Annotated in this window: 21 protein-coding genes; 15 read left to right on the forward strand and 6 right to left on the reverse strand. The window is 61.2% G+C overall.

Annotated elements, in window-relative coordinates:
* The first annotated feature begins 28 nt into the window (after positions 1-28).
* The 13 genes from fleN to yegS all read left to right on the forward strand — a co-directional run bounded on the left by fleN (position 29) and on the right by yegS (position 12,020).
* Positions 29-862 carry a flagellar synthesis regulator FleN gene (fleN, locus tag NMB39_RS08725; protein ID WP_003192912.1) on the forward strand — a complete coding sequence of 278 codons (834 nt, stop codon included), beginning with the start codon at positions 29-31 and terminating at the stop codon, positions 860-862.
* Entirely contained in the window at positions 859-1,599 is a 741-nt protein-coding gene (fliA, locus tag NMB39_RS08730; RefSeq protein WP_046071802.1) for an RNA polymerase sigma factor FliA, read from the forward strand. The genes fleN and fliA overlap by 4 nt, the downstream gene beginning before the upstream one ends.
* 166 nt (positions 1,600-1,765) lie before the next feature.
* The gene (locus NMB39_RS08735; protein ID WP_005790040.1) at positions 1,766-2,140 is read left to right on the forward strand and encodes a chemotaxis response regulator CheY; all 375 of its coding nucleotides are present in this window, start codon (positions 1,766-1,768) and stop codon (positions 2,138-2,140) included.
* An 18-nt stretch (positions 2,141-2,158) separates the two neighbouring features.
* On the forward strand, positions 2,159-2,947 hold the full coding sequence (locus NMB39_RS08740; RefSeq protein ID WP_057023023.1) for a protein phosphatase CheZ: 789 nt from the start codon (positions 2,159-2,161) through the stop codon (positions 2,945-2,947).
* A gap of 11 nt (positions 2,948-2,958) precedes the next feature.
* A complete protein-coding gene (locus NMB39_RS08745; RefSeq protein WP_494339408.1) occupies positions 2,959-5,178 on the forward strand; it encodes a chemotaxis protein CheA in 2,220 nt (739 codons plus the stop codon).
* Positions 5,179-5,226: 48 nt separating this feature from the next.
* Positions 5,227-6,357 (forward strand): protein-glutamate methylesterase/protein-glutamine glutaminase, encoded by a 1,131-nt coding sequence (locus NMB39_RS08750; protein WP_057011775.1) that lies wholly within the window; start codon positions 5,227-5,229, stop codon positions 6,355-6,357.
* Positions 6,357-7,097, forward strand: a complete 741-nt coding sequence (locus NMB39_RS08755) for a flagellar motor protein (RefSeq protein WP_057023021.1) — start codon at positions 6,357-6,359, stop codon at positions 7,095-7,097. Before NMB39_RS08750 ends, NMB39_RS08755 begins: the two co-directional genes overlap by 1 nt.
* A gap of 16 nt (positions 7,098-7,113) precedes the next feature.
* Positions 7,114-8,001, forward strand: coding sequence for a flagellar motor protein MotD (gene motD / locus NMB39_RS08760; protein WP_494339407.1), 888 nt, complete (start codon positions 7,114-7,116; stop codon positions 7,999-8,001).
* A gap of 51 nt (positions 8,002-8,052) precedes the next feature.
* Positions 8,053-8,841 (forward strand): ParA family protein, encoded by a 789-nt coding sequence (locus NMB39_RS08765; RefSeq protein WP_057023019.1) that lies wholly within the window; start codon positions 8,053-8,055, stop codon positions 8,839-8,841.
* A complete protein-coding gene (locus tag NMB39_RS08770) occupies positions 8,841-9,629 on the forward strand; it encodes a CheW domain-containing protein (protein WP_057023018.1) in 789 nt (262 codons plus the stop codon). The genes NMB39_RS08765 and NMB39_RS08770 overlap by 1 nt, the downstream gene beginning before the upstream one ends.
* A gap of 80 nt (positions 9,630-9,709) precedes the next feature.
* Positions 9,710-10,192, forward strand: coding sequence for a chemotaxis protein CheW (locus tag NMB39_RS08775; protein WP_005790025.1), 483 nt, complete (start codon positions 9,710-9,712; stop codon positions 10,190-10,192).
* Complete coding sequence (locus NMB39_RS08780; protein ID WP_046071807.1) at positions 10,193-10,585, forward strand: DUF2802 domain-containing protein; 393 nt, start codon at positions 10,193-10,195, stop codon at positions 10,583-10,585.
* A gap of 514 nt (positions 10,586-11,099) precedes the next feature.
* Positions 11,100-12,020, forward strand: a complete 921-nt coding sequence (yegS, locus tag NMB39_RS08785) for a lipid kinase YegS (RefSeq protein WP_124378865.1) — start codon at positions 11,100-11,102, stop codon at positions 12,018-12,020.
* Here yegS and NMB39_RS08790 read toward each other — a convergent pair.
* From NMB39_RS08790 to NMB39_RS08800, 3 genes are all read right to left on the reverse strand, one after another.
* Positions 11,979-12,638, reverse strand: coding sequence for a response regulator transcription factor (locus NMB39_RS08790; protein ID WP_057023015.1), 660 nt, complete (start codon positions 12,636-12,638; stop codon positions 11,979-11,981). The two genes, yegS and NMB39_RS08790, sit on opposite strands and share 42 nt — an antisense overlap.
* On the reverse strand, positions 12,635-13,528 hold the full coding sequence (locus tag NMB39_RS08795) for a sensor histidine kinase (RefSeq protein ID WP_494340604.1): 894 nt from the start codon (positions 13,526-13,528) through the stop codon (positions 12,635-12,637). The genes NMB39_RS08790 and NMB39_RS08795 overlap by 4 nt, the downstream gene beginning before the upstream one ends.
* 344 nt (positions 13,529-13,872) lie before the next feature.
* On the reverse strand, positions 13,873-14,322 hold the full coding sequence (locus tag NMB39_RS08800; RefSeq protein ID WP_046071812.1) for a hypothetical protein: 450 nt from the start codon (positions 14,320-14,322) through the stop codon (positions 13,873-13,875).
* Between the two features lie 584 nt (positions 14,323-14,906).
* Between NMB39_RS08800 and NMB39_RS08805 the strand changes: the two genes are divergently transcribed.
* Together NMB39_RS08805 and NMB39_RS08810 are read left to right on the forward strand one after the other, a co-directional pair.
* Positions 14,907-15,842 carry a chemotaxis protein CheV gene (locus NMB39_RS08805; RefSeq protein ID WP_046071813.1) on the forward strand — a complete coding sequence of 312 codons (936 nt, stop codon included), beginning with the start codon at positions 14,907-14,909 and terminating at the stop codon, positions 15,840-15,842.
* A gap of 38 nt (positions 15,843-15,880) precedes the next feature.
* On the forward strand, positions 15,881-16,684 hold the full coding sequence (locus NMB39_RS08810) for an MOSC domain-containing protein (RefSeq protein WP_494339406.1): 804 nt from the start codon (positions 15,881-15,883) through the stop codon (positions 16,682-16,684).
* A 48-nt stretch (positions 16,685-16,732) separates the two neighbouring features.
* On the opposite strand, the gene ppnP is transcribed toward NMB39_RS08810, so the two are convergent.
* From ppnP to NMB39_RS08825, 3 genes are all read right to left on the reverse strand, one after another.
* Positions 16,733-17,017 carry a pyrimidine/purine nucleoside phosphorylase gene (gene ppnP / locus NMB39_RS08815; protein ID WP_494339405.1) on the reverse strand — a complete coding sequence of 95 codons (285 nt, stop codon included), beginning with the start codon at positions 17,015-17,017 and terminating at the stop codon, positions 16,733-16,735.
* 63 nt (positions 17,018-17,080) lie between these two features.
* The gene (locus tag NMB39_RS08820) at positions 17,081-17,623 is read right to left on the reverse strand and encodes a 3'-5' exonuclease (RefSeq protein ID WP_057023011.1); all 543 of its coding nucleotides are present in this window, start codon (positions 17,621-17,623) and stop codon (positions 17,081-17,083) included.
* Positions 17,624-17,698: 75 nt separating this feature from the next.
* Positions 17,699-19,582 carry an acetyl/propionyl/methylcrotonyl-CoA carboxylase subunit alpha gene (locus NMB39_RS08825; protein ID WP_494339404.1) on the reverse strand — a complete coding sequence of 628 codons (1,884 nt, stop codon included), beginning with the start codon at positions 19,580-19,582 and terminating at the stop codon, positions 17,699-17,701.
* Positions 19,583-19,603 lie beyond the last annotated feature (21 nt).

Here is a 19,603-nt window from a genome sequence, read left to right on the forward strand (position 1 = left end):
TCTAAGCAAGACAAGGTAAAGAAATAAAATGGGCAGCATGCATCCCGTACAGGTGATCGCGGTGACCGGCGGCAAAGGTGGCGTCGGCAAAACTAACGTGTCAGTGAATTTGTCCCTGGCCCTGGCAGAGCTTGGCCGTCGCGTCATGCTGCTGGATGCTGACCTGGGCTTGGCGAACGTGGACGTTCTGCTGGGGCTGACACCCAAACATACCCTTGCCGATGTGATCGAGGGCCGCTGTGAGCTGCGCGATGTGCTGCTCCAGGGTCCCGGTGGCATCCGCATCGTGCCGGCTGCCTCGGGCACCCAGAGCATGGTGCACCTGAGCCCCGCGCAGCATGCCGGGCTGATCCAGGCGTTCAGCGATATCGGCGACAACCTCGATGTGCTGGTGATCGACACTGCCGCCGGGATCGGCGAGTCGGTGGTCAGCTTCGTGCGCGCAGCGCAAGAAGTGCTGCTGGTGGTGTGCGACGAGCCCACTTCGATCACCGATGCCTACGCGTTGATCAAACTGCTTAACCGCGACTACGGCATGAACCGCTTCCGCGTGCTGGCCAACATGGCCCAAAGCCCGCAGGAAGGGCGCAACCTGTTCGCCAAGTTGACCAAGGTCACGGACCGCTTCCTCGATGTGGCTTTACAATACGTTGGCGCAGTTCCTTACGACGAGTGTGTGCGCAAGGCCGTGCAAAAGCAGCGTGCGGTCTACGAAGCGTTCCCTCGTTCCAAGTGCGCACTGGCGTTCAAGGCCATTGCCCAGAAGGTCGATACCTGGCCGTTGCCCGCCAACCCCCGGGGGCATCTGGAATTTTTCGTCGAGCGTTTGGTGCATCAGACGAGCGCAGGACCGGTGCTATGACATCCAGCGGCTACAACCTTTACAAAAAGTCGGCACGTGACAGCCAGGGCGAATTGATCGAGCGTTACGCGCCCCTGGTCAAGCGCATTGCCTATCACCTGTTGGCGCGCCTGCCGGCCAGTGTGCAGGTCGAGGACTTGATCCAGGCCGGCATGATCGGCCTGCTCGAAGTGTCGACCAAATACGACGCGAGCAAGGGTGCGAGTTTCGAGACGTATGCGGGCATCCGTATCCGTGGCGCGATGCTCGATGAAGTGCGTAAAGGGGATTGGGCGCCGCGTTCGGTACACCGCAATACGCGCATGGTCAGTGATGCAATTCGTGCAATTGAAGCAAAAACCGGTCGTGACGCTAAAGATCATGAAGTTGCGGCCGAACTCCAATTGAGTCTCGACGATTATTACGGGATTTTGAACGATACCTTGGGCAGCCGCCTGTTCAGTTTCGACGACCTGCTGCAGGACGGCGAACACGAAGGGCTGCACGAGGACGGCGCGAGTGCACATCTCGAACCGTCTCGCGACCTGGAAGACGAACGTTTCCAGAGCGCGTTGGCGGACGCGATTGCCAATTTGCCGGAGCGTGAGCGCCTGGTACTGGCGCTGTACTACGACGAAGAGCTGAACCTCAAGGAAATCGGTGAGGTGCTGGGGGTCAGCGAATCGCGTGTCAGCCAGTTGCATAGCCAGTGCGCGGCCCGCTTGCGGGGGCGATTGGGAGAGTGGCGCGCGCGCTGACAGGCAGTGTGGGGACACTGCAGACGCTACCGTGAAGCCGCAAGGTTCGCGGGCTCGTACCGTGGTGCCCTGGGCAGTCCTTTTTGTGTAACGCCTGTTGATTGAAATGGCGCGTCCAGGTGCTGGGCGCGTTTAAGACTGCTTGGAGGTCGAATTGGACAAGAACATGAAAATCCTCATCGTTGATGACTTCTCAACGATGCGGCGGATCATAAAAAACCTGTTGCGTGACCTTGGGTTCACCAACACGGTCGAGGCGGATGATGGCATCACGGCGATTCCGATCCTCAACAGCGGAAGCATCGATTTTCTGGTAACCGACTGGAACATGCCGGGCATGACCGGTATCGATCTGCTGCGCCATGTACGTGCCGATGAAAAACTGCGCAGCCTGCCTGTGCTGATGGTGACCGCTGAAGCCAAGCGTGAACAGATCATCGAAGCCGCCCAAGCCGGGGTCAACGGCTACGTGGTCAAGCCATTCACTGCACTGGCCTTGAAAGAGAAGATTGAAAAAATCTTCGAACGCATCGGTCATTGATGCTGCCACGGGGGAGCTATGGAGCATAACGAATCATCGCAGGCCGACTTCGAGTCGACCCTGAAAAAACATGCTCACCGCTTGGTCGACAGCCTGGAAAAAGGCCAGTTCGCCGATGCGGTGCAGTTGATCCATGAGCTTAACCAGACCCGTGATCGCGGCCTGTACCAGGAAGTGGGCAAGCTCACACGCGAGCTGCACAGTGCGATCGTCAATTTTCAGATTGACCCGCGCATGCCCCAGGCCGAAGAGATTTCGCAAATCACCGACGCTACCGAACGCCTGTCCTATGTGGTCAGGCTGACCGAGGCGGCGGCCAACCGCACCATGGACCTGGTGGAAAACGCCACGCCGCTGGTCAACGGCATGACCAGCGAAGCCCAGGCCTTGAGCGTTGACTGGGGCCGCTTCATGCGCCGCGAAGTGGGGGCTGAAGAGTTTCGGGAATTGGCCCGTCGGGTCGAGGGTTTCCTGTCGCGCAGCGAACAGGAAAACCGCACGGTGGCCAGCAACCTCAACGACATCCTGCTGGCCCAGGATTACCAGGACCTCACCGGCCAGGTGATCAAGCGCGTGACCCAGTTGGTCACCGAAGTGGAAAGCAACTTGCTCAAATTGGTGCTGATGGCCGGCCAGGTCGACCGTTTTGCCGGCATCGAGCATGACCGCGAAGCGATCCTCTCGGAAAAAGATCCACAAAAACATCTCGCCAAGGGTGAAGGTCCGCAGATTCATGCCGATAAACGTGAAGACGTTATGTCAGGTCAGGATGACGTAGATGACCTGTTATCCAGTTTAGGCTTCTAAGGAGCACACCCATGAGCTTCGGCGCCGATGAAGAAATCCTTCAGGATTTCCTTGTAGAGGCCGGCGAAATTTTAGAGCAACTGTCCGAGCAACTGGTCGAGCTGGAAAGCCGACCGGATGATGCGAACCTGCTCAATGCAATTTTTCGCGGTTTTCACACTGTAAAAGGGGGCGCCGGCTTCCTCCAGCTCCATGAGCTGGTGGAGTGCTGTCACATCGCCGAGAACGTGTTCGACATCCTGCGCAAGGGTGAGCGGCAGGTCGACTCGGAACTGATGGACGTGATTCTAGAAGCACTGGATGCGGTCAACGGCATGTTCAGTGAAGTGCGCGAACGTGCGCCGATCACGGCGGCCACTCCGGAACTGTTGGCGGCCCTGGCGCGCCTGGCGGAACCGGCCGCGGCTGCGCCGGTAGCACAAGCTGAGCCGGAACCAGTGGTGGAGGCCGAGGCGGATGTGACCGACAGCGAGTTCGAACAGCTGCTCGATTCGCTCAATGCGGTCAAGGCCGAAGCCGAAGCCCCGGCGGCGCCTGTCGCCACGCCGACCAGCGAAGACATTACCGACGCAGAGTTTGAATCCCTGCTTGACCAGTTGCATGGCAAGGGTCAGTTCGCGGCCGATGCCGTGGCACCCGCTGCGCCAGAAGCACCGGCTGCCAGCGCCAGCACCGACATTACCGATGATGAATTCGAGGCACTGCTCGACCAGCTGCATGGTAAAGGCACGTTTGTAGCCGAAGCCCTGCCGGAAGTCGCCGCCACTGCTGCCACTGCCACTGCCGCCGCAGCTCCAGCGGCTCCAGCGGCCAGCAGCGCCGCACCGGCCGGCGACGGACTGATCTCCGATCACGAGTTCGAAGCCTTGCTGGACGAGTTGCATGGCAAAGGCAAGTTCACCGAGGTAGCCCCGGCTGCCGCGGCTGCGGTCGCCGCCGCACCGGTTGCCGCCAAAGCTGCCGCGCCGGTCGCCAAGCCAGCCCCAGCCGCTGCCCCAGCCGCTGCCCCGGCACCTGCGCGTGCAGCGGCGCCGGCGGTGGCGGAAAAGCCCGCCAGTGAAGCCGAAACCACCGTGCGCGTCGACACCGCGCGCCTGGACGACATCATGAACATGGTCGGCGAGCTGGTGCTGGTGCGTAACCGCCTGGTGCGCCTGGGCCTGAACAGCGGCGACGAAGCCATGCAGAAGGCCGTGTCGAACCTCGATGTGGTCACCGCTGACTTGCAGACCGCCGTGATGAAAACACGGATGCAGCCGATCAAGAAAGTCTTCGGCCGTTTCCCGCGCCTGGTCCGCGACCTGGCACGCCAGCTCAAGAAAGAAATCAACCTGGAACTGGTGGGCGAAGAAACCGACCTCGACAAGAACCTGGTCGAGGCCTTGGCCGACCCGCTGGTCCACTTGGTGCGCAACGCCGTCGACCATGGCATCGAAACCCCGGAAGAACGCGAAGCCTCGGGCAAGTCCCGCAACGGCAAAGTGATCCTGGCGGCGGAGCAGGAAGGCGACCATATCTTGCTGTCGATCACCGATGACGGCAAAGGCATGGACCCGAACATTCTGCGGGGCATCGCCGTCAAGCGCGGCGTGATGGACAAGGACGCCGCCGACCGCCTGACCGACACCGAGTGCTACAACCTGATCTTCGCCCCGGGCTTCTCGACCAAGACCGAGATCTCCGACGTGTCCGGCCGTGGCGTGGGCATGGACGTGGTGAAGACCAAGATCAGCCAGCTCAACGGCTCGATCAATATCTACTCGACCAAGGGCCAAGGCTCCAAGATCGTCATCAAGGTGCCGTTGACCCTGGCGATCATGCCGACCCTGATGGTGATGCTGGGCAACCAGGCGTTCGCCTTCCCGCTGGTCAACGTCAACGAGATCTTCCACCTCGACCTGTCGCGCACCAACGTGGTGGACGGCCAGGAAGTGGTGATCGTGCGCGACAAGGCGTTGCCGCTGTTCTACCTCAAGCGCTGGCTGGTGGCTTCGGCTGCCCATGAAGAACAGCGCGAAGGCCATGTGGTGATTCTGTCCGTGGGCACCCAGCGCATCGGCTTTGTGGTCGACCAACTGGTGGGCCAGGAAGAAGTGGTGATCAAGCCTTTGGGCAAGATGCTGCAGGGAACCCCGGGCATGTCGGGCGCCACCATCACCGGTGACGGTCGCATTGCGCTGATTCTCGATGTTCCGAGCATGCTCAAGCGTTACGCCGCACGGCGTATTTGATTCTGGTGGGGCAGGGCGGTCATGCCCGCCCCGCCTAACGGAGTGTTTATGGCAGTCAAGGTCCTGGTGGTGGACGATTCGGGTTTCTTCCGCCGCCGCGTCTCGGAAATTCTTTCCGCTGATCCAACGATCCAGGTGGTCGGTACGGCCACCAACGGCAAAGAGGCGATCGATCAAGCCATCGCCTTGAAGCCGGACGTGATCACCATGGACTACGAGATGCCGATGATGGATGGCATCACTGCCGTACGTCATATCATGCAGCGCTGCCCCACCCCGGTATTGATGTTTTCCTCGCTGACTCACGAAGGCGCGCGAGTGACACTCGACGCACTGGATGCCGGCGCGGTGGACTTCCTGCCGAAGAATTTCGAAGACATCTCGCGCAACCCCGAGAAGGTCAAGCAGATGCTCTGCGAGAAGGTGCACAGCATTTCCCGCAGTAACCGTCGCAGCCTGTTCAGCGCACCTGCGCCGGCAGCGGCACCTGCGCCCGCAGCGCCTGCGCCGAGTTCGTCGTTTGCACGCCCGGCGCCTGCGCCCGTGGCTCGGCCTGCGGTGGCGCCGGTACGTACCGCAGCGGCACCGAGCGCTCATTCGCCAGCGCCCAAGCGCAAGGCTTACAAGCTGGTTGCCATCGGCACCTCCACCGGCGGCCCGGTGGCCTTGCAGCGGGTGTTGACGCAATTGCCGGCCAACTTCCCGGCGCCGATCGTACTGGTTCAGCACATGCCCGCCGCGTTCACCAAGGCATTCGCCGAACGTTTGGACAAGCTGTGCCGCATCACCGTCAAGGAAGCCGAGGATGGCGACATCCTGCGCCCTGGCCTGGCGCTGCTGGCCCCGGGTGGCAAGCAGATGATGGTGGATGGCCGTGGCGCGATCAAAATCCTGCCGGGCGACGAGCGCCTGAACTACAAACCGTGCGTGGATATCACCTTTGGTTCGGCGGCCAAGTCCTACGGTGACAAAGTTCTGGCGGTGGTGCTTACCGGCATGGGCGCCGACGGCCGTGAAGGCGCACGCCTGCTCAAGCAGGGTGGCAGCACCATCTGGGCCCAGGACGAGGCCAGTTGCGTGATCTATGGAATGCCCATGGCCATCGTCAAGGCTGACCTGGCCGACGCGGTCTATAGCCTGGATGACATCGGCAAGCATCTGGTGGAGGCCTGCCTCTGATGGATGTCTTGAGCCTGATCGGCATCACCATGGCGTTTGTCGCCATCATTGGCGGCAACTACCTGGAAGGCGGCCACCTTGGCGCCTTGGCCAATGGCCCGGCGGCGCTGATCGTGATCGGCGGCACCGTGGGCGCGGCACTCTTGCAGTCGCCGCTGAGCTCGTTCAAGCGTGCCATGCAGATTCTGGTGTGGATCATTTTCCCGCCACGGGTCGACCTGCCAGGCGGCATCGACCGCGTGGTCAATTGGAGCCTCACCGCACGCAAGGAAGGCCTGTTGGGCCTGGAAGGCGTGGCCGATGCCGAGCCCGACAACTACGCACGCAAAGGCCTGCAATTGCTGGTGGACGGCGCTGAGCCGGAAGCGATCCGCAGTATTCTCGAGGTGGATTTCTACACTCAGGAAAGCCGTGATATCAACGCCGCCAAAGTCTTTGAAAGCATGGGCGGCTACGCGCCGACCATCGGTATCATCGGTGCGGTAATGGGGCTGATCCACGTGATGGGCAACCTGGCCGACCCCTCGCAGCTGGGCAGCGGCATCGCCGTGGCGTTTGTCGCCACCATCTACGGCGTGGCCAGTGCCAACCTGGTGCTGCTGCCGGTGGCCAGCAAGCTCAAGTCGATTGCCACGCGCCAGTCGCGTTATCGCGAGATGCTGCTTGAAGGCATCCTGTCGATTGCCGAGGGCGAGAACCCGCGCTCCATCGAATTGAAGCTCCAGGGCTTCATGGATTGATGGGAAGGAGCTGCCTGTGAGCCGTCGCCGCCGCGAGCCCGAGGAACACGTCAACCATGAACGCTGGCTGGTGTCCTACGCGGACTTCATCACCTTGCTGTTCGCGTTTTTCGTGGTGATGTACTCCATCTCGTCGGTCAACGAAGGCAAATACAAAATCATTTCCCAGGCGCTGGTGGGCGTGTTCAACGATACCGAACGTGCCCTCAAGCCGATTCCCATTGGCGACGAGCGGCCCAAGACCGTGACCCCGGCCAAGCCGCTGGTCAACGACAGCGATGAAACCGCCGCCGGCGTGGGTGGCACCAGCGACCCGCTGAAAAGCATCGCCGATGATATCAGCGCCGCGTTTGGCGACTTGATCAGCTCCAACCAGATGACCGTGCGCGGCAACGAGCTGTGGGTGGAGATCGAGCTGAACTCCAGCCTGTTGTTCGCCAGCGCCGATGCCATGCCCAGCGACCAGGCGTTCACCATCATCGACAAGGTGGCGTCGATTCTCAAACCATTTGAAAACCCGATTCACGTTGAAGGCTTCACCGACAATTTTCCCATCAGCACCGCGCAGTACCCGACCAACTGGGAACTGTCATCCGCCCGAGCGTCGAGCATCGTGCGCATGCTGGCCATGCAGGGGGTCAACCCCCAGCGCCTGGCTTCGGTGGGCTATGGTGAATTCCAGCCGGTGGCCAATAACGCCACGGTGGAAGGCCGTGCACGCAATCGCCGGGTAGTGCTGGTGGTGTCGCGCAACCTGGATGTACGCCGCAGCCTGACCGGCACCGGCACCGCCAATGCAACCCCGGATGCGGCGTTGAAGCGTGCTGGCACACAAACTGCACCGCCCGTAGTCAAGTCGCCGGTCAGATCGAGTAACGTCAATTCTCCGTCACCGGCTCAATAACCTTATGCAATGTCTCGGTCGCGCCTATGCCCACCGGGAGGAACCAACCGAATGAGAGTCTGGGCAGTTGCCAATCAAAAGGGTGGGGTCGGCAAGACCACCACTTCCATCGCCTTAGCCGGCTTGCTGGCCGAGGCGGGCAAGCGTGTGGTCGTGGTCGACCTGGACCCCCACGGTTCCATGACCAGCTATTTCGGCTATGACCCGGATGCGCTGGAACACAGCTGCTATGACCTGTTCCTGCACAAGGGCAGCGTGGCGGCGGATTTGCCTGGACAACTGTTGCTGCCCACCAGCAACGACAACATTTCGCTGTTGCCGTCGAGCACCGCGCTGGCCACCCTCGAGCGCCAGTCGCCGGGGCAAAGTGGCCTGGGCCTGGTGATCGCCAAGACCCTGGCGCAGCTGTGGCAGGAGTTCGACTACGCGATCATCGACAGCCCACCGTTGCTTGGTGTGCTGATGGTCAATGCCTTGGCGGCCAGCCAGCAACTGGTGATTCCGGTGCAGACCGAACACCTGGCGGTCAAGGGCCTGGAACGCATGGTGAGCACCCTGGCGATGATCAACCGCTCGCGCAAGCAGGCGCTGCCATTCAGCATCGTGCCCACGTTGTTCGATCGCCGCACCCAGGCGTCCCTCGGCACCTTGCGGGTATTGCGCGACGCCTATCCGGATACCATCTGGAATGGCTACATTCCGGTGGATACACGCCTGCGTGACGCCAGCCGCGCCGGGCTCACGCCATCGCAGTTCGACGGCAAGAGCCGTGGCGTGCTGGCGTACCGTGCGTTGCTCAAGCATCTGCTGTCGCAGCAGCTTGTGGCGCAGGTGGCGTGATGAACCGACCCGTCGACCTCAAGACCCGGCCGCAACTGGCACTGCAATCCTACCTGGATGCCTTGCTGCAGGACGCGACCGAGGAAGAGTTGCCGGAACCGATCCTGGTGCTGGAGCCTGCTGTCGAACCCCCCGGCACGCTGGATGAGTTCCAGCTGGCGGTGCTCGAGGAGCAGGCACGCGATGCACTTGCCGAGGCTGCGCCTGTGGTGCCGGTCACGCCAGACCCGGTCGCGCCCGTGGTAGTCGAGCCATTGGTTGAAGTGCACTTGCCGCCGAGCATCACGCCGCCGCCAGTGTCCGGCGATGGCCGCCCTTCATGGGCTGCCGAGCCGTTCGAGTGCCTGCTGTTCGACGTCGCCGGGCTGACCCTGGCGGTGCCGCTGGTGTGCCTGGGCTCGATCTATTCGTTGGAAGGCCACGAGCTGACGCCGCTGTTTGGCCAGCCGGAGTGGTTTCTCGGCATCCTGCCCAGCCAGGCCGGCAACCTCAAGGTGCTGGATACCGCGCGCTGGGTCATGCCCGACCGCTACCGCGACGACTTCCGCCAGGGTTTGCAATACGTGATCTCGGTGCAGGGCTACGAGTGGGGGCTGGCAGTGCATCAAGTCAGCCGCTCGTTGCGCCTGGACCCGAATGAAATCAAATGGCGCAGCCATCGCGGCCAGCGTCCATGGTTGGCGGGCACCGTGATCGAACACATGTGCGCCTTGCTGGATGTCGCCGAACTGGCCGAGTTGATCGCCAGCGGGGCGGTCAAGGCGATGCCGCAGAACAAACGCAGTTGATTGAACAATAAGGTCCGTGCGCGAGTGCGGTCAGAGCAGCCTATACGCCGTGTCGAACGGCACTTGAAGGGGTCAGAGAGATGAACAAGTCAGCGTCCGCACAAGGTTTGGATGATCCGATCCTGCAATGGGTTACCTTCAAACTGGATAACGAAACCTACGGCATCAACGTCATGCGTGTGCAGGAAGTGTTGCGCTATACCGAAATCGCGCCAGTGCCGGGTGCGCCAAGCTACGTGCTGGGCATCATCAACCTGCGCGGCAACGTGGTAACCGTGATCGACACCCGCCAGCGCTTCGGCCTGGACACGGTCGAAGTCAGCGACAACACGCGCATCGTGATCATCGAAGCCGACAAGCAGGTGGTCGGGATCATGGTCGACAGCGTGGCCGAAGTGGTCTACCTGCGCCAATCGGAAGTGGAAACCGCGCCGAACGTCGGTAACGAAGAATCGGCCAAGTTCATCCAGGGCGTGTGCAACAAGAACAACGAGCTGTTGATTCTGGTTGAGCTGGACAAGATGATGAGCGAAGAAGAATGGTCGGAACTGGAGAGCATCTGATTGTTCCTTGAGGCAGCGGTGATTGTCCTGGCCCTGTTGTGGGCCGGGACCTTGGCGTTTGTGCTGCGCTATGTACGCCAGCAACGGGAGTTGGCCCTGCAACAGGCCGAACGCGATGCGGTGCGCGACCGGCGCATCCTGGAGCTGGTCAAGCGCGTCGACCACTTCCAGCAAAGTGCCGTGCGGGTTGGGGATGAAGTGCATGAACTGCGCGCGATTCTTGCGCCATTGCCGGATAAGTTGGTGCAGTTGGAGCAGCGCGATCCTTCGAACCTGTCGTTTGCCCAGGCCGCCAAGCTGGTGGGCATGGGCGCGACCGTGGATGAGTTGACGCAGTCCTGCGGGTTGACCCAGGCTGAGGCGCAGTTGATGAGTAAGTTGCACAAGAGCTGATGGGGGCTGGGCTTGCTTGCCCCGATAGCGGCCTGGCAGCCGACCTCTATCTACCTGACACCCCGCAGTCCAAATGTGGGAGCTGGCTTGCCTGCGATGGCGGCCTGATAGCCGCCGCTGTTATACCGAGTACATATCTGCGGTAACGGCCACTTAGGGTTCCGCTCTGACAGCGGGTCACTTTTGGAAGGACCCAAAAGTAACCAAAAGGTCCTCGCCCACCACTCGGCACCTCGCCTAGGCTCGGTGTGCCCGTAATCCGCCAGCGTGGTTTAACGGGGCGCCTGAAATCAAAAGCAGATCAAGAGCAAGATCAAGAGCGGCTCGCTTCGCATCGTGGTTACCTTTGGGCGGCACCTTCGACATCTTTGTCGATTGAACCGCCGCCATCGCAGGCAAGCCGGCTCCCACTTTTTGATCTGTGTACTTTAATCAATTTTCTCCAGCCACAGACTTTTCCTGTTCCCCAAGGGTCAACATCCTTCAAGCACCCTGACCCAGGAGATACCCCCAAATGACCACCCCCAAAGCCCTGTTGATCCTCCATGGCAAACAAGCCCTGAACGAGGACGTGCGTGCCGCCGTGCTGGCCCGACGTGAGCAGGGTTGGGAACTGGCGGTGCGAGTGACCTGGGAGGGCGGGGATGCCCAGCGCCTGGTCAACGAAGCATTGGATGGCGGGTATACCCATATCATCGCCGGTGGCGGCGACGGCACCCTGCGCGATGTGGCCGAGGCCATGGCGTTGGCCAAGACCGATGCCAGCCTGGTGCTGATGCCCCTGGGCACCGCCAATGACTTCGCCAAGGCCGCCGGCGTGCCGTTGGAACCGGCTGGCGCCCTGGCGTTGCTGGACGTTCAACCCAGGGCTATCGACCTTGGCCAGGTGGGCGGGCAGATCTTCCTGAACATGGCCACCGGCGGTTTCGGCAGCCAGGTCACGGCCAACACTTCCGAAGACCTGAAGAAAGTCCTCGGCGGAGCCGCCTACCTGTTCACCGGTTTATCGCGCTTCAGTGAATTGAAGGCCGCGTACGGGGAGCTGGAAGGCCCGGATTTCCACTGGAAAGGTGAGCTGCTCGCGCTGGGTATCGGCAACGGTCGCCAGGCTGGTGGCGGGCATGTACTGTGCCCCGGCGCATTGGCCGATGATGGATTGCTCGACGTCAGCATCCTGCCGGCCCCCCAGGAGGTGGTCGGCACCCTGCGTGAATTGATGAACAATGGCTGGGGCCTGGATACCATGTTCGTTCGCGCACGCCTGCCATGGGTCAATATCAAGGTCGCGCAAGGCCTGTACATCAACCTCGATGGGGAGCCGCTGGAAGGCGATGACCTGCATTTCGAGGCGTTGCCCAAGGCCCTGCGCGTGCACCTGCCGCTGGGGTCGCCGTTAGTCGTCCAGGCTGATGATCTGCTCGCGCACGGCGAATAGCACCAGGCCCGCCACGTCGAAAATCTGCAGGCGCTTCATAATCTGCGAGCGATGGGCTTCCACGGTCTTGATGCTCAGGCCCAGGCCGTGGGCGATTTCCCGGGTGGACTTGCCGCGTACGATCAAGCGCAGGATTTCCAACTGCCGCGCCGTCAGGTTGTGGCTGTGGGTGACGGGAGCGCTCGGGCCATGGCTGCGGATCAGCGCCTGGTTGATCACCGTGTGGGCAATGGCGGGGCTCAGGTAGCGTTCGTTGTTACGCAGGGCCAGCAGGGCGTGCTCCAGCTCGTTGGCGGTGGTGTCCTTGAGCAGGTAGCCGTGGGCGCCAGCCTCCAGCGCACGCATGATCAGCTCGGGATCGGTGTGCATCGACAGGATCAGCACCTTGCACGTGGGGTAGGCGCTTTTGAGTTGCTGCAAGGCATCCAGGCCGCCGGTGTGTTTCATTGACAGGTCGAGCAACACGATGTCCGGCTGCAGGGCACTGAATTGCTCCAGCAATTGCGCACCATCACTGGCCTCGCCGGTTACGCTGTAGCCGGGGAGATCCTGGATCAGTGCACGCACGCCGGCGCGAATCAGCGCGTGGTCATCGACCAGGAGTAAGGTGCAGGTCACTCGAGAACCTTAGGGGGGCTGGCCCGTTTGAGGGCGCGGGGCGCCCAGGGGAAAAGTGCGTTGATGCGTGTGCCTTTGCCTGGCTGGCTGCTGACGGTCAGGGTGCCCCCCAACTGATCGGCTCGCTCCTTCATGCCGGCCATGCCCCGTTGGCCTTCCCGGCCGGGGTCGGCGGCAGGCGAGAAACCCAGGCCGTCATCGCAGATCACCAGTGACAGGCCTTCGGGCAGGCGTTGCAGGCGCACCAGCAGATTGTGCGCCTGGGCATGGCGAAGCATGTTGGTGACGGCTTCCTGGGTGATGCGAAAGGCCGCCACGGCCATTTCCTCGGGGATGCCGGTCAGTCGTTGCTGGCACTCCAGGCTCCAGCATACCTGAGTGTTCTCCAAGGTCTTGAGCAGGTGCGCGCGCAGGCTGGCTTCCAGGCCCAGGCTTGCCAGCTGGCGAGGGTTGAGGATCGCGGACACGTCGCGCACCTTAGCCAGGGTTTCGTTGAGCGTGTTGCACAGCACCGAGCAATGGTTTTGCAGGTCCTGGGGCAGGCGACGTTGCAGCCATTCGCCTTGCAGTTTGGCGGCGGTCAGCAGTTGGCCAATGTCGTCGTGCAGTTCGCGGCTGAGACGGTGGCGTTCGTTTTCCTGGACTTGCAGCAGGCGGTCGGCCAGTTCCTGGGGCTGGAACTTGATAGCTTTGCGCGAGCACCACTGGTACAGGGCCACCACCACCAGCGTGGCGAAGTTGAGCAGCAGGATCAATAACGGCAGCGACGCGCCATGCAGGTAGGCCAATAGACTGGCCAGCGTTGCGCACAGGCACAGGGCAAGGACTATGCGAGGTGCATGACTGCGGGACACGGACCTTGCGATGAGTGACTTGAGACTGGCGTACATAGCAGATGGAGCCAATGAGGGTTCGCTGCGGGAAGACCGGTCACGGCGGTTGACTGGGCTCTGTTGGGAATGCGGTGCCGAATCGTGGTTATCCATGATGAAGTTGAGTCACTTCGAGCGGGGCATAGTACCACCACTATTACCGTTGGTCGCCTGGCACTTTCCGTGTTGGATGTATTGGCCACGTCAACGCCCTGAGCAATAGTCCCAGAGTTCAAAGATAGCCAGTTGTATTAATTAGAGTAGTTTGTACAACTATTGAATGAAAGGCTAAGTGGGTTTCATCTTTTGAGCAAAAGCGGTCGTTTTCAGATAGCCCGGCTATCAAATACGACCTTTGCGGTTCAAGATCCCTGCTGCAAGCGAGACTGCAGGTCAGGTGCATAATCTTTTTGCGGGATCTGCGAGGTCACCGTTGCAATCAGCGATGTCTGTTCACTGTCATCCAGGCTTAACTCGCCGGTACGCATGTCGATCAGCTCCAGCTGCCAGGCCAGCAGCGTCAGGCAGTCATGCAACGCATCCAGTGCCTGGTCATGCAATTGCACGGGGCTCACGGCATTGGCGATCAGGTACTGGATATGTCGAGAGAACTCGCTGATCGCCTGCAAGGCCAGGCCGTCGGCTTTTTCAGCCAGTTTAGCCAGGCTGGCCTTCATGCAGTCGATGGCATCGCTGTCGTTGCGGATCAAATGCAGGTGGTTCAGGCACTCTTCAGACTTGGCCAGCAGCATTTCCGCTTCCAGCAGAAAATCGGGAAGTGCTGTTTGCCATTCGTTTGCGCTATTCATCATGCAAGTCTCCACAACTTTAGGTCGGGTGATGAGATGTCGCACCGGGCGAATAGCTTAAAACTAGCGCTGAAATTTGACGGGAATCTGTAGGTCGCTTCTGATGTTTCGGTAGGACGTTTATTGAAATGCCGACAAAGGCCGTGCATCGTCCTCGTTATCCGGACCGCTTGCACACCTTGAGTAGCCGACAAGTAAGTGCCTGGAAGGCCGGTGGGCCGAGGGCTTGGGATGGCAAACAAAAGCCTGACTCCATTCATGCAATGAGAATGGCGTCACATTAATGGCTATTAGATATCGCGAATATCAGGTTAGGCCCGATTGTGCCTAGGGGAATCCCTTATATAGCGGAACCTCGCGTCGATTTGGGTGTCGCGCAAGGTCATGTTCCGTGCCTATGCAGGAGTCATTGCAGTAAAGCATGATGTCAGTGTGACATCAATGAATTTACATGGCATTTTACTCAGGTCAAGGTCTGGCGTTTGCCGCCGATAACCCACTACAGGCGCGAGTTTGCTCGCAACAACCTCGAGAGCGCGCCACGCTCGCATCAGTGGCACATTCCCTCAGCACACCAGGAGCTTTCAATGGCCGGCATTCTCGACACGGTAGATCAACGCACGCAATTGGTGGGTGAGAATCGCCTGGAGATTCTCATGTTCCGCCTGGCCGGGCGGCAATTGTTTGCCATTAACGTGTTCAAGGTGCAGGAAGTGCTGCAGCTGCCCAAGCTGACCCTGATGCCCCAGCGCCACCCCTTCGTGTGCGGGGTGGTCAACCTGCGTGGCCAGACCTTGCCGGTGATCGACCTGTCCCAGGCCATCGGCATGCGCCCTCTGGTGCCAGGGCCCAACAGCACCATCATCGTCACCGAATACAACCGTTCGGTGCAGGCGTTCCTGGTAGGCGGGGTCGACCGCATCGTCAACATGAACTGGGAAGCCATCCTGCCGCCGCCGACCAGCGCCGGGCGCCAGCATTACCTCACCGCCATCAGCAAGGTAGATGATCAGTTGGTGGAGATCATCGACGTGGAAAAAGTCCTCGCCGAGATCGTGCCCTACAACGCCAAGGTCTCCCGGGAAAAACTTGAAGACCCGATCCTGGAGCGTGCCCGTGGCCGCGAAGTGCTGCTGGTGGACGACTCCAACGTGGCCCTGTCGCAGTTGCGTGACACCCTCGGCCAGTTGGGCGTGAAGATGCACATCGCCAGTGACGGCCTCAAGGCCCTGAACATGCTCAAGGCCTGGGCTGACACGGGCCAGGTGATGACCGACAAGCTGCTGATGATCTTCACCGATGCCGAAATGCCCGAGATGGACGGCTACCGCCTCACCACCGAAATCCGCAACGATCCGCGCCTGCGTGGGCTCTACGTGGTGCTGCACACCTCACTGTCGGGCAGCTTCAACGAGTCGATGGTGAAGAAGGTCGGCTGCGACAATTTCCTCTCCAAATTCCAACCGGACAAGCTGGTAGATGTGGTGCGCCAACGACTGATGTTGGACGAAGTGCCTGCCTGAGGTTAGGATGACACTTTGTGTCCTAGGAATGCAGGCCCATGCTTCGTCTCAGTGCGTTGTACCGTTTCCCGTTGAAATCCGGCAAGGGCGAACCTTTGCAGCAGATCGGCCTGGATAAACTCGGGTTGCAGGGGGATCGACGCTGGATGCTGGTGGACGAAGCCAGCGGGCGGTTCCTGACGCAGCGGGCGGTGGCGAAGATGAGCCAACTGTCGGCGCTGTGGAACAGCATGGGCGGCCTGACTCTCAGTTCGCCCGGTCATGCGCCGCTGGAGGTGACGTTGCCCGGCGACGAGGACTTACGCGGTGTCACCATCTGGCGCGACACCCTGCGCGTACCGGATGCGGGCGATGCAGCGGCGGCCTGGGTCAGTGCGTTCATCGGCAAACCCACGCGCCTGGTGCATATGCCCCTGGAGCGTGCGCGTTCTACCGACTCCGGTTATGGCCAGGATCACGATCAGGTGGGGTTCGCCGACGGTTACCCCTTGCTGTTGATCGGGCAGGCTTCCCTGGACGACCTGTGCGCGCATATCGGCCGGCCGATGGAAATGCTGCGCTTTCGGCCCAACCTGGTGATCGAGGGCGCCGAAGCCTTTGCCGAAGATGGCTGGAAACGCTTGCGCATCGGCGACGTGGAGTTTCGGGTGGTCAAGCCGTGCTCGCGCTGCATCCTCACCACCATTGACCCGCAGAACGGCGAGCGCAGCCCCGACCGAGAGCCTTTCGCCACGCTGGAGACCTATCGCAAGACCGAGAAGGGCGCGATGTTCGGCCAGAACTTGGTCAACGACGGCATCGGGCGCCTGGAAGTCGGCATGCCGGTGACGGTGCTGGAATAAAAAATGCCCGTCTCGCTGGAGACGGGCATTTTTGTTTGCCGGTGATGCTTAGCCGCGGTATTCACACAGGTAAGCGGTGTCCATGGCAACCTTCAACTGGAACTTGCTGTTGGCCGGTACGTTGAACTGGCTGCCGGCGGCGAAGGTTTCCCACTCGCTGCTGTCGGGCAGCTTGACGGTCAGGGCGCCGGAAACCACGTGCATGATTTCACGCTGGGCGGTACCGAATTCGTATTCACCCGGGGCCATCACGCCGATGGTCGCCGGCCCTTCTGCGGTGCCGAAAGCGATCGACTTGACGGTGCCGTCGAAGTACTCGTTGACTTTGAACATGGGTGAATCCTCAGAAAAGGGTCTGGAAAGGCCGGCCAGTATGCCCAAGCCTGTGGGAGCTGCCTAGACCGGCAAAATCAACGGCAACAGGCGTGCGGTATTGCGTGCATCTTCCAACGCGCGATGCTGCTGGCCGTGGAACTGCATCCCCGCCAATTGCAGGGCGCCGTTGAGCCCCAGCGGCTTGTCCAGGCGCCGGGCCTTGGCGAAGCGTTGCTTGAGGTTCACATGGGGCGTTTGGCCCAGCGCGCTGGCCAGGTCATGGCGTTGCCATTCCAGCTCAAGCTGCACGCGATCGTAATCCCCCCAGCTGGCCCAGCCTTCCAGGCGTGCCTGATGCTGGCCCAGCCAGCGCTCGAACAGCGGCCACACCTCGGTGATCGGTGTGGCTGCGTCGATATTGGCCTGGGTGATGTGGGTCAGTTTGCGGCAAAAGGGCGTCAGCAATGGCCGTCGCAGTGGCCGCACAAAGCGCTGGAAGTGATCCAGTTCGCGGCCCTGGCGGTTGACCAGGCTGGCGCCAATCTCGATGACTTCCATCTCCGTCACGGGCCAACCGCCGTCATCCGTTGTGGCTTCAAGGTCAATAATCAGCCAATGAGGCATGGTGCAGGTTCCCGTACTCGTCCCTTCCTGTTGGGGATAGAGCGTAGCCCGGCCTTGTAGTTCCGCCCAGCGCCGTTATTCGATCTCCAGCAAAACCTGGCGATTGTGCACCTGATCGCCCGTCACGACCTGCACGCCCTTGATGATGCCATCGATGCCGGCCTTCAGCGGGTGCTCCATTTTCATCGCTTCGAGCACCAGCAACAGTTGGCCTTTGCTGACCCGCTCACCGACGCTGACGCGTATGTCGACGATGGCGCCGTCCATGGGGGCCTTGACCGTGCCACTGCTGGCGTCGGCCTGGCGACTGGCGACTTGCTGGGTGCGGTTGATCACCTTCATGCCGGGCAGCCACAGCTGGGTGTCGTCGAGGTGGTAGGCGACACGCCGGCGGATACCATTGAGTACCTGTGTGGCCCAACGCCCGTCGGTGGTGAGTTGCAGGGCGTCGGCACTCACGGTGTGGATTTCGCCATTGGCCTCAAGGCGATAGGTGCACGCGACATTGGCATTGTTGCGCCATCCTGCCAGACCTTGGGGATGCTGGTCGGCGCTGTGTCTATAAAACAGCGCTGCTGCCAAGGTGAGCTGTTCGTTTGATAGCACCCGGGGCGGTATTTCGCCGAAGTGTTCTGCGATAAATGCGGTGCTCAAATCGCCGGCGATAAAACCCGGATGCTTGAGCAAATCAGCCAATAGCTGCTGATTCGTGGTGACGCCGAGTAACACCGTATCTTCCACCGCCCGCAGCAACTTACGTCGTGCCTCTTCACGGTTAGCACCATGGACGATGATCTTGCCCAGCATCGGGTCATAGAACGGGCTGACTTGGTCTCCTTCACACAAACCATGGTCAATACGCACGCCGGGGGCGGGCTCCCAACGCAACACTTCACCGGTTTGCGGCAGGAAACCCTGGGCCGGGTCTTCGGCGTACAGGCGCACCTCCATGGCATGGCCATTGAGGGCCACATCGGCCTGTGCCAATGGAAGGGGCTGGCCGGCGGCGATGTGCAGTTGCCAGGCCACCAGGTCGAGGCCGGTGATCAGTTCGGTCACCGGGTGTTCGACTTGCAGGCGTGTATTCATTTCCAGGAAATAGAACCGGCCGTTACGGTCGAGCAGAAACTCCACGGTGCCGGCGCCGACGTAATTCACCGCCCGTCCAGCCTTGAGCGCGGCTTCGCCCATGGCCTGGCGCAACTCGACGGTCATCACCGGGCAAGGGGCTTCTTCGATGATTTTCTGATGGCGGCGCTGGATCGAACAGTCGCGCTCGCCGAGGTAGATCAGGTTGCCGTGGCTGTCGCCGAACAGTTGCACTTCAACGTGGCGTGGGTAGACCAGCGCCTGTTCGAGGATCAGCTCGTCGTTGCCGAAGGCGTTCATGGCTTCCGAGCGTGCGGTGCGCAGTTGCTCCTGCAACTGTTCGGGCCGGTGCACCAGGCGCATGCCACGCCCACCGCCACCGGCGCTGGCCTTGATCATCAGCGGGAAGCCGATGCGCTGGGCTTCTTGTTGCAGCGTGGCATCGTCCTGGGCGCTGCCTTGGTAGCCGGCGATACAAGGTACGCCGGCATCGAGCATGGCGAGCTTGGACAGGCGCTTGCTGCCCATCAGTTCGATGGCTTCGACGCCGGGGCCGATGAAGGTGATATTGGCGTTCTGGCAAGCACGGGCGAAGTCGGGGTTTTCGGAGAGGAAGCCGTAGCCAGGGTGGATGGCGTCGGCGCCGGTGCGTTGGGCGGCGTCGAGGATGGCGGCTATGTTCAGGTATGACTGATGTACAGGGGCGGGGCCGATGTTCACGGCTTCGTCGGCCATCTGCACGTGCAGGGCGTGGCTGTCGGCGTCGCTGTACACGGCGACGGTGCGGTAACCCAATGCCTGGGCAGTGCGTTGGATGCGGCAGGCGATTTCGCCGCGGTTGGCGATCAGGATTTTGCTGAAGGCGGGCATTGGTCTATTCCTTGAAGGATG

Source organism: Pseudomonas sp. FBCC-B545 (assembly GCF_059134095.1).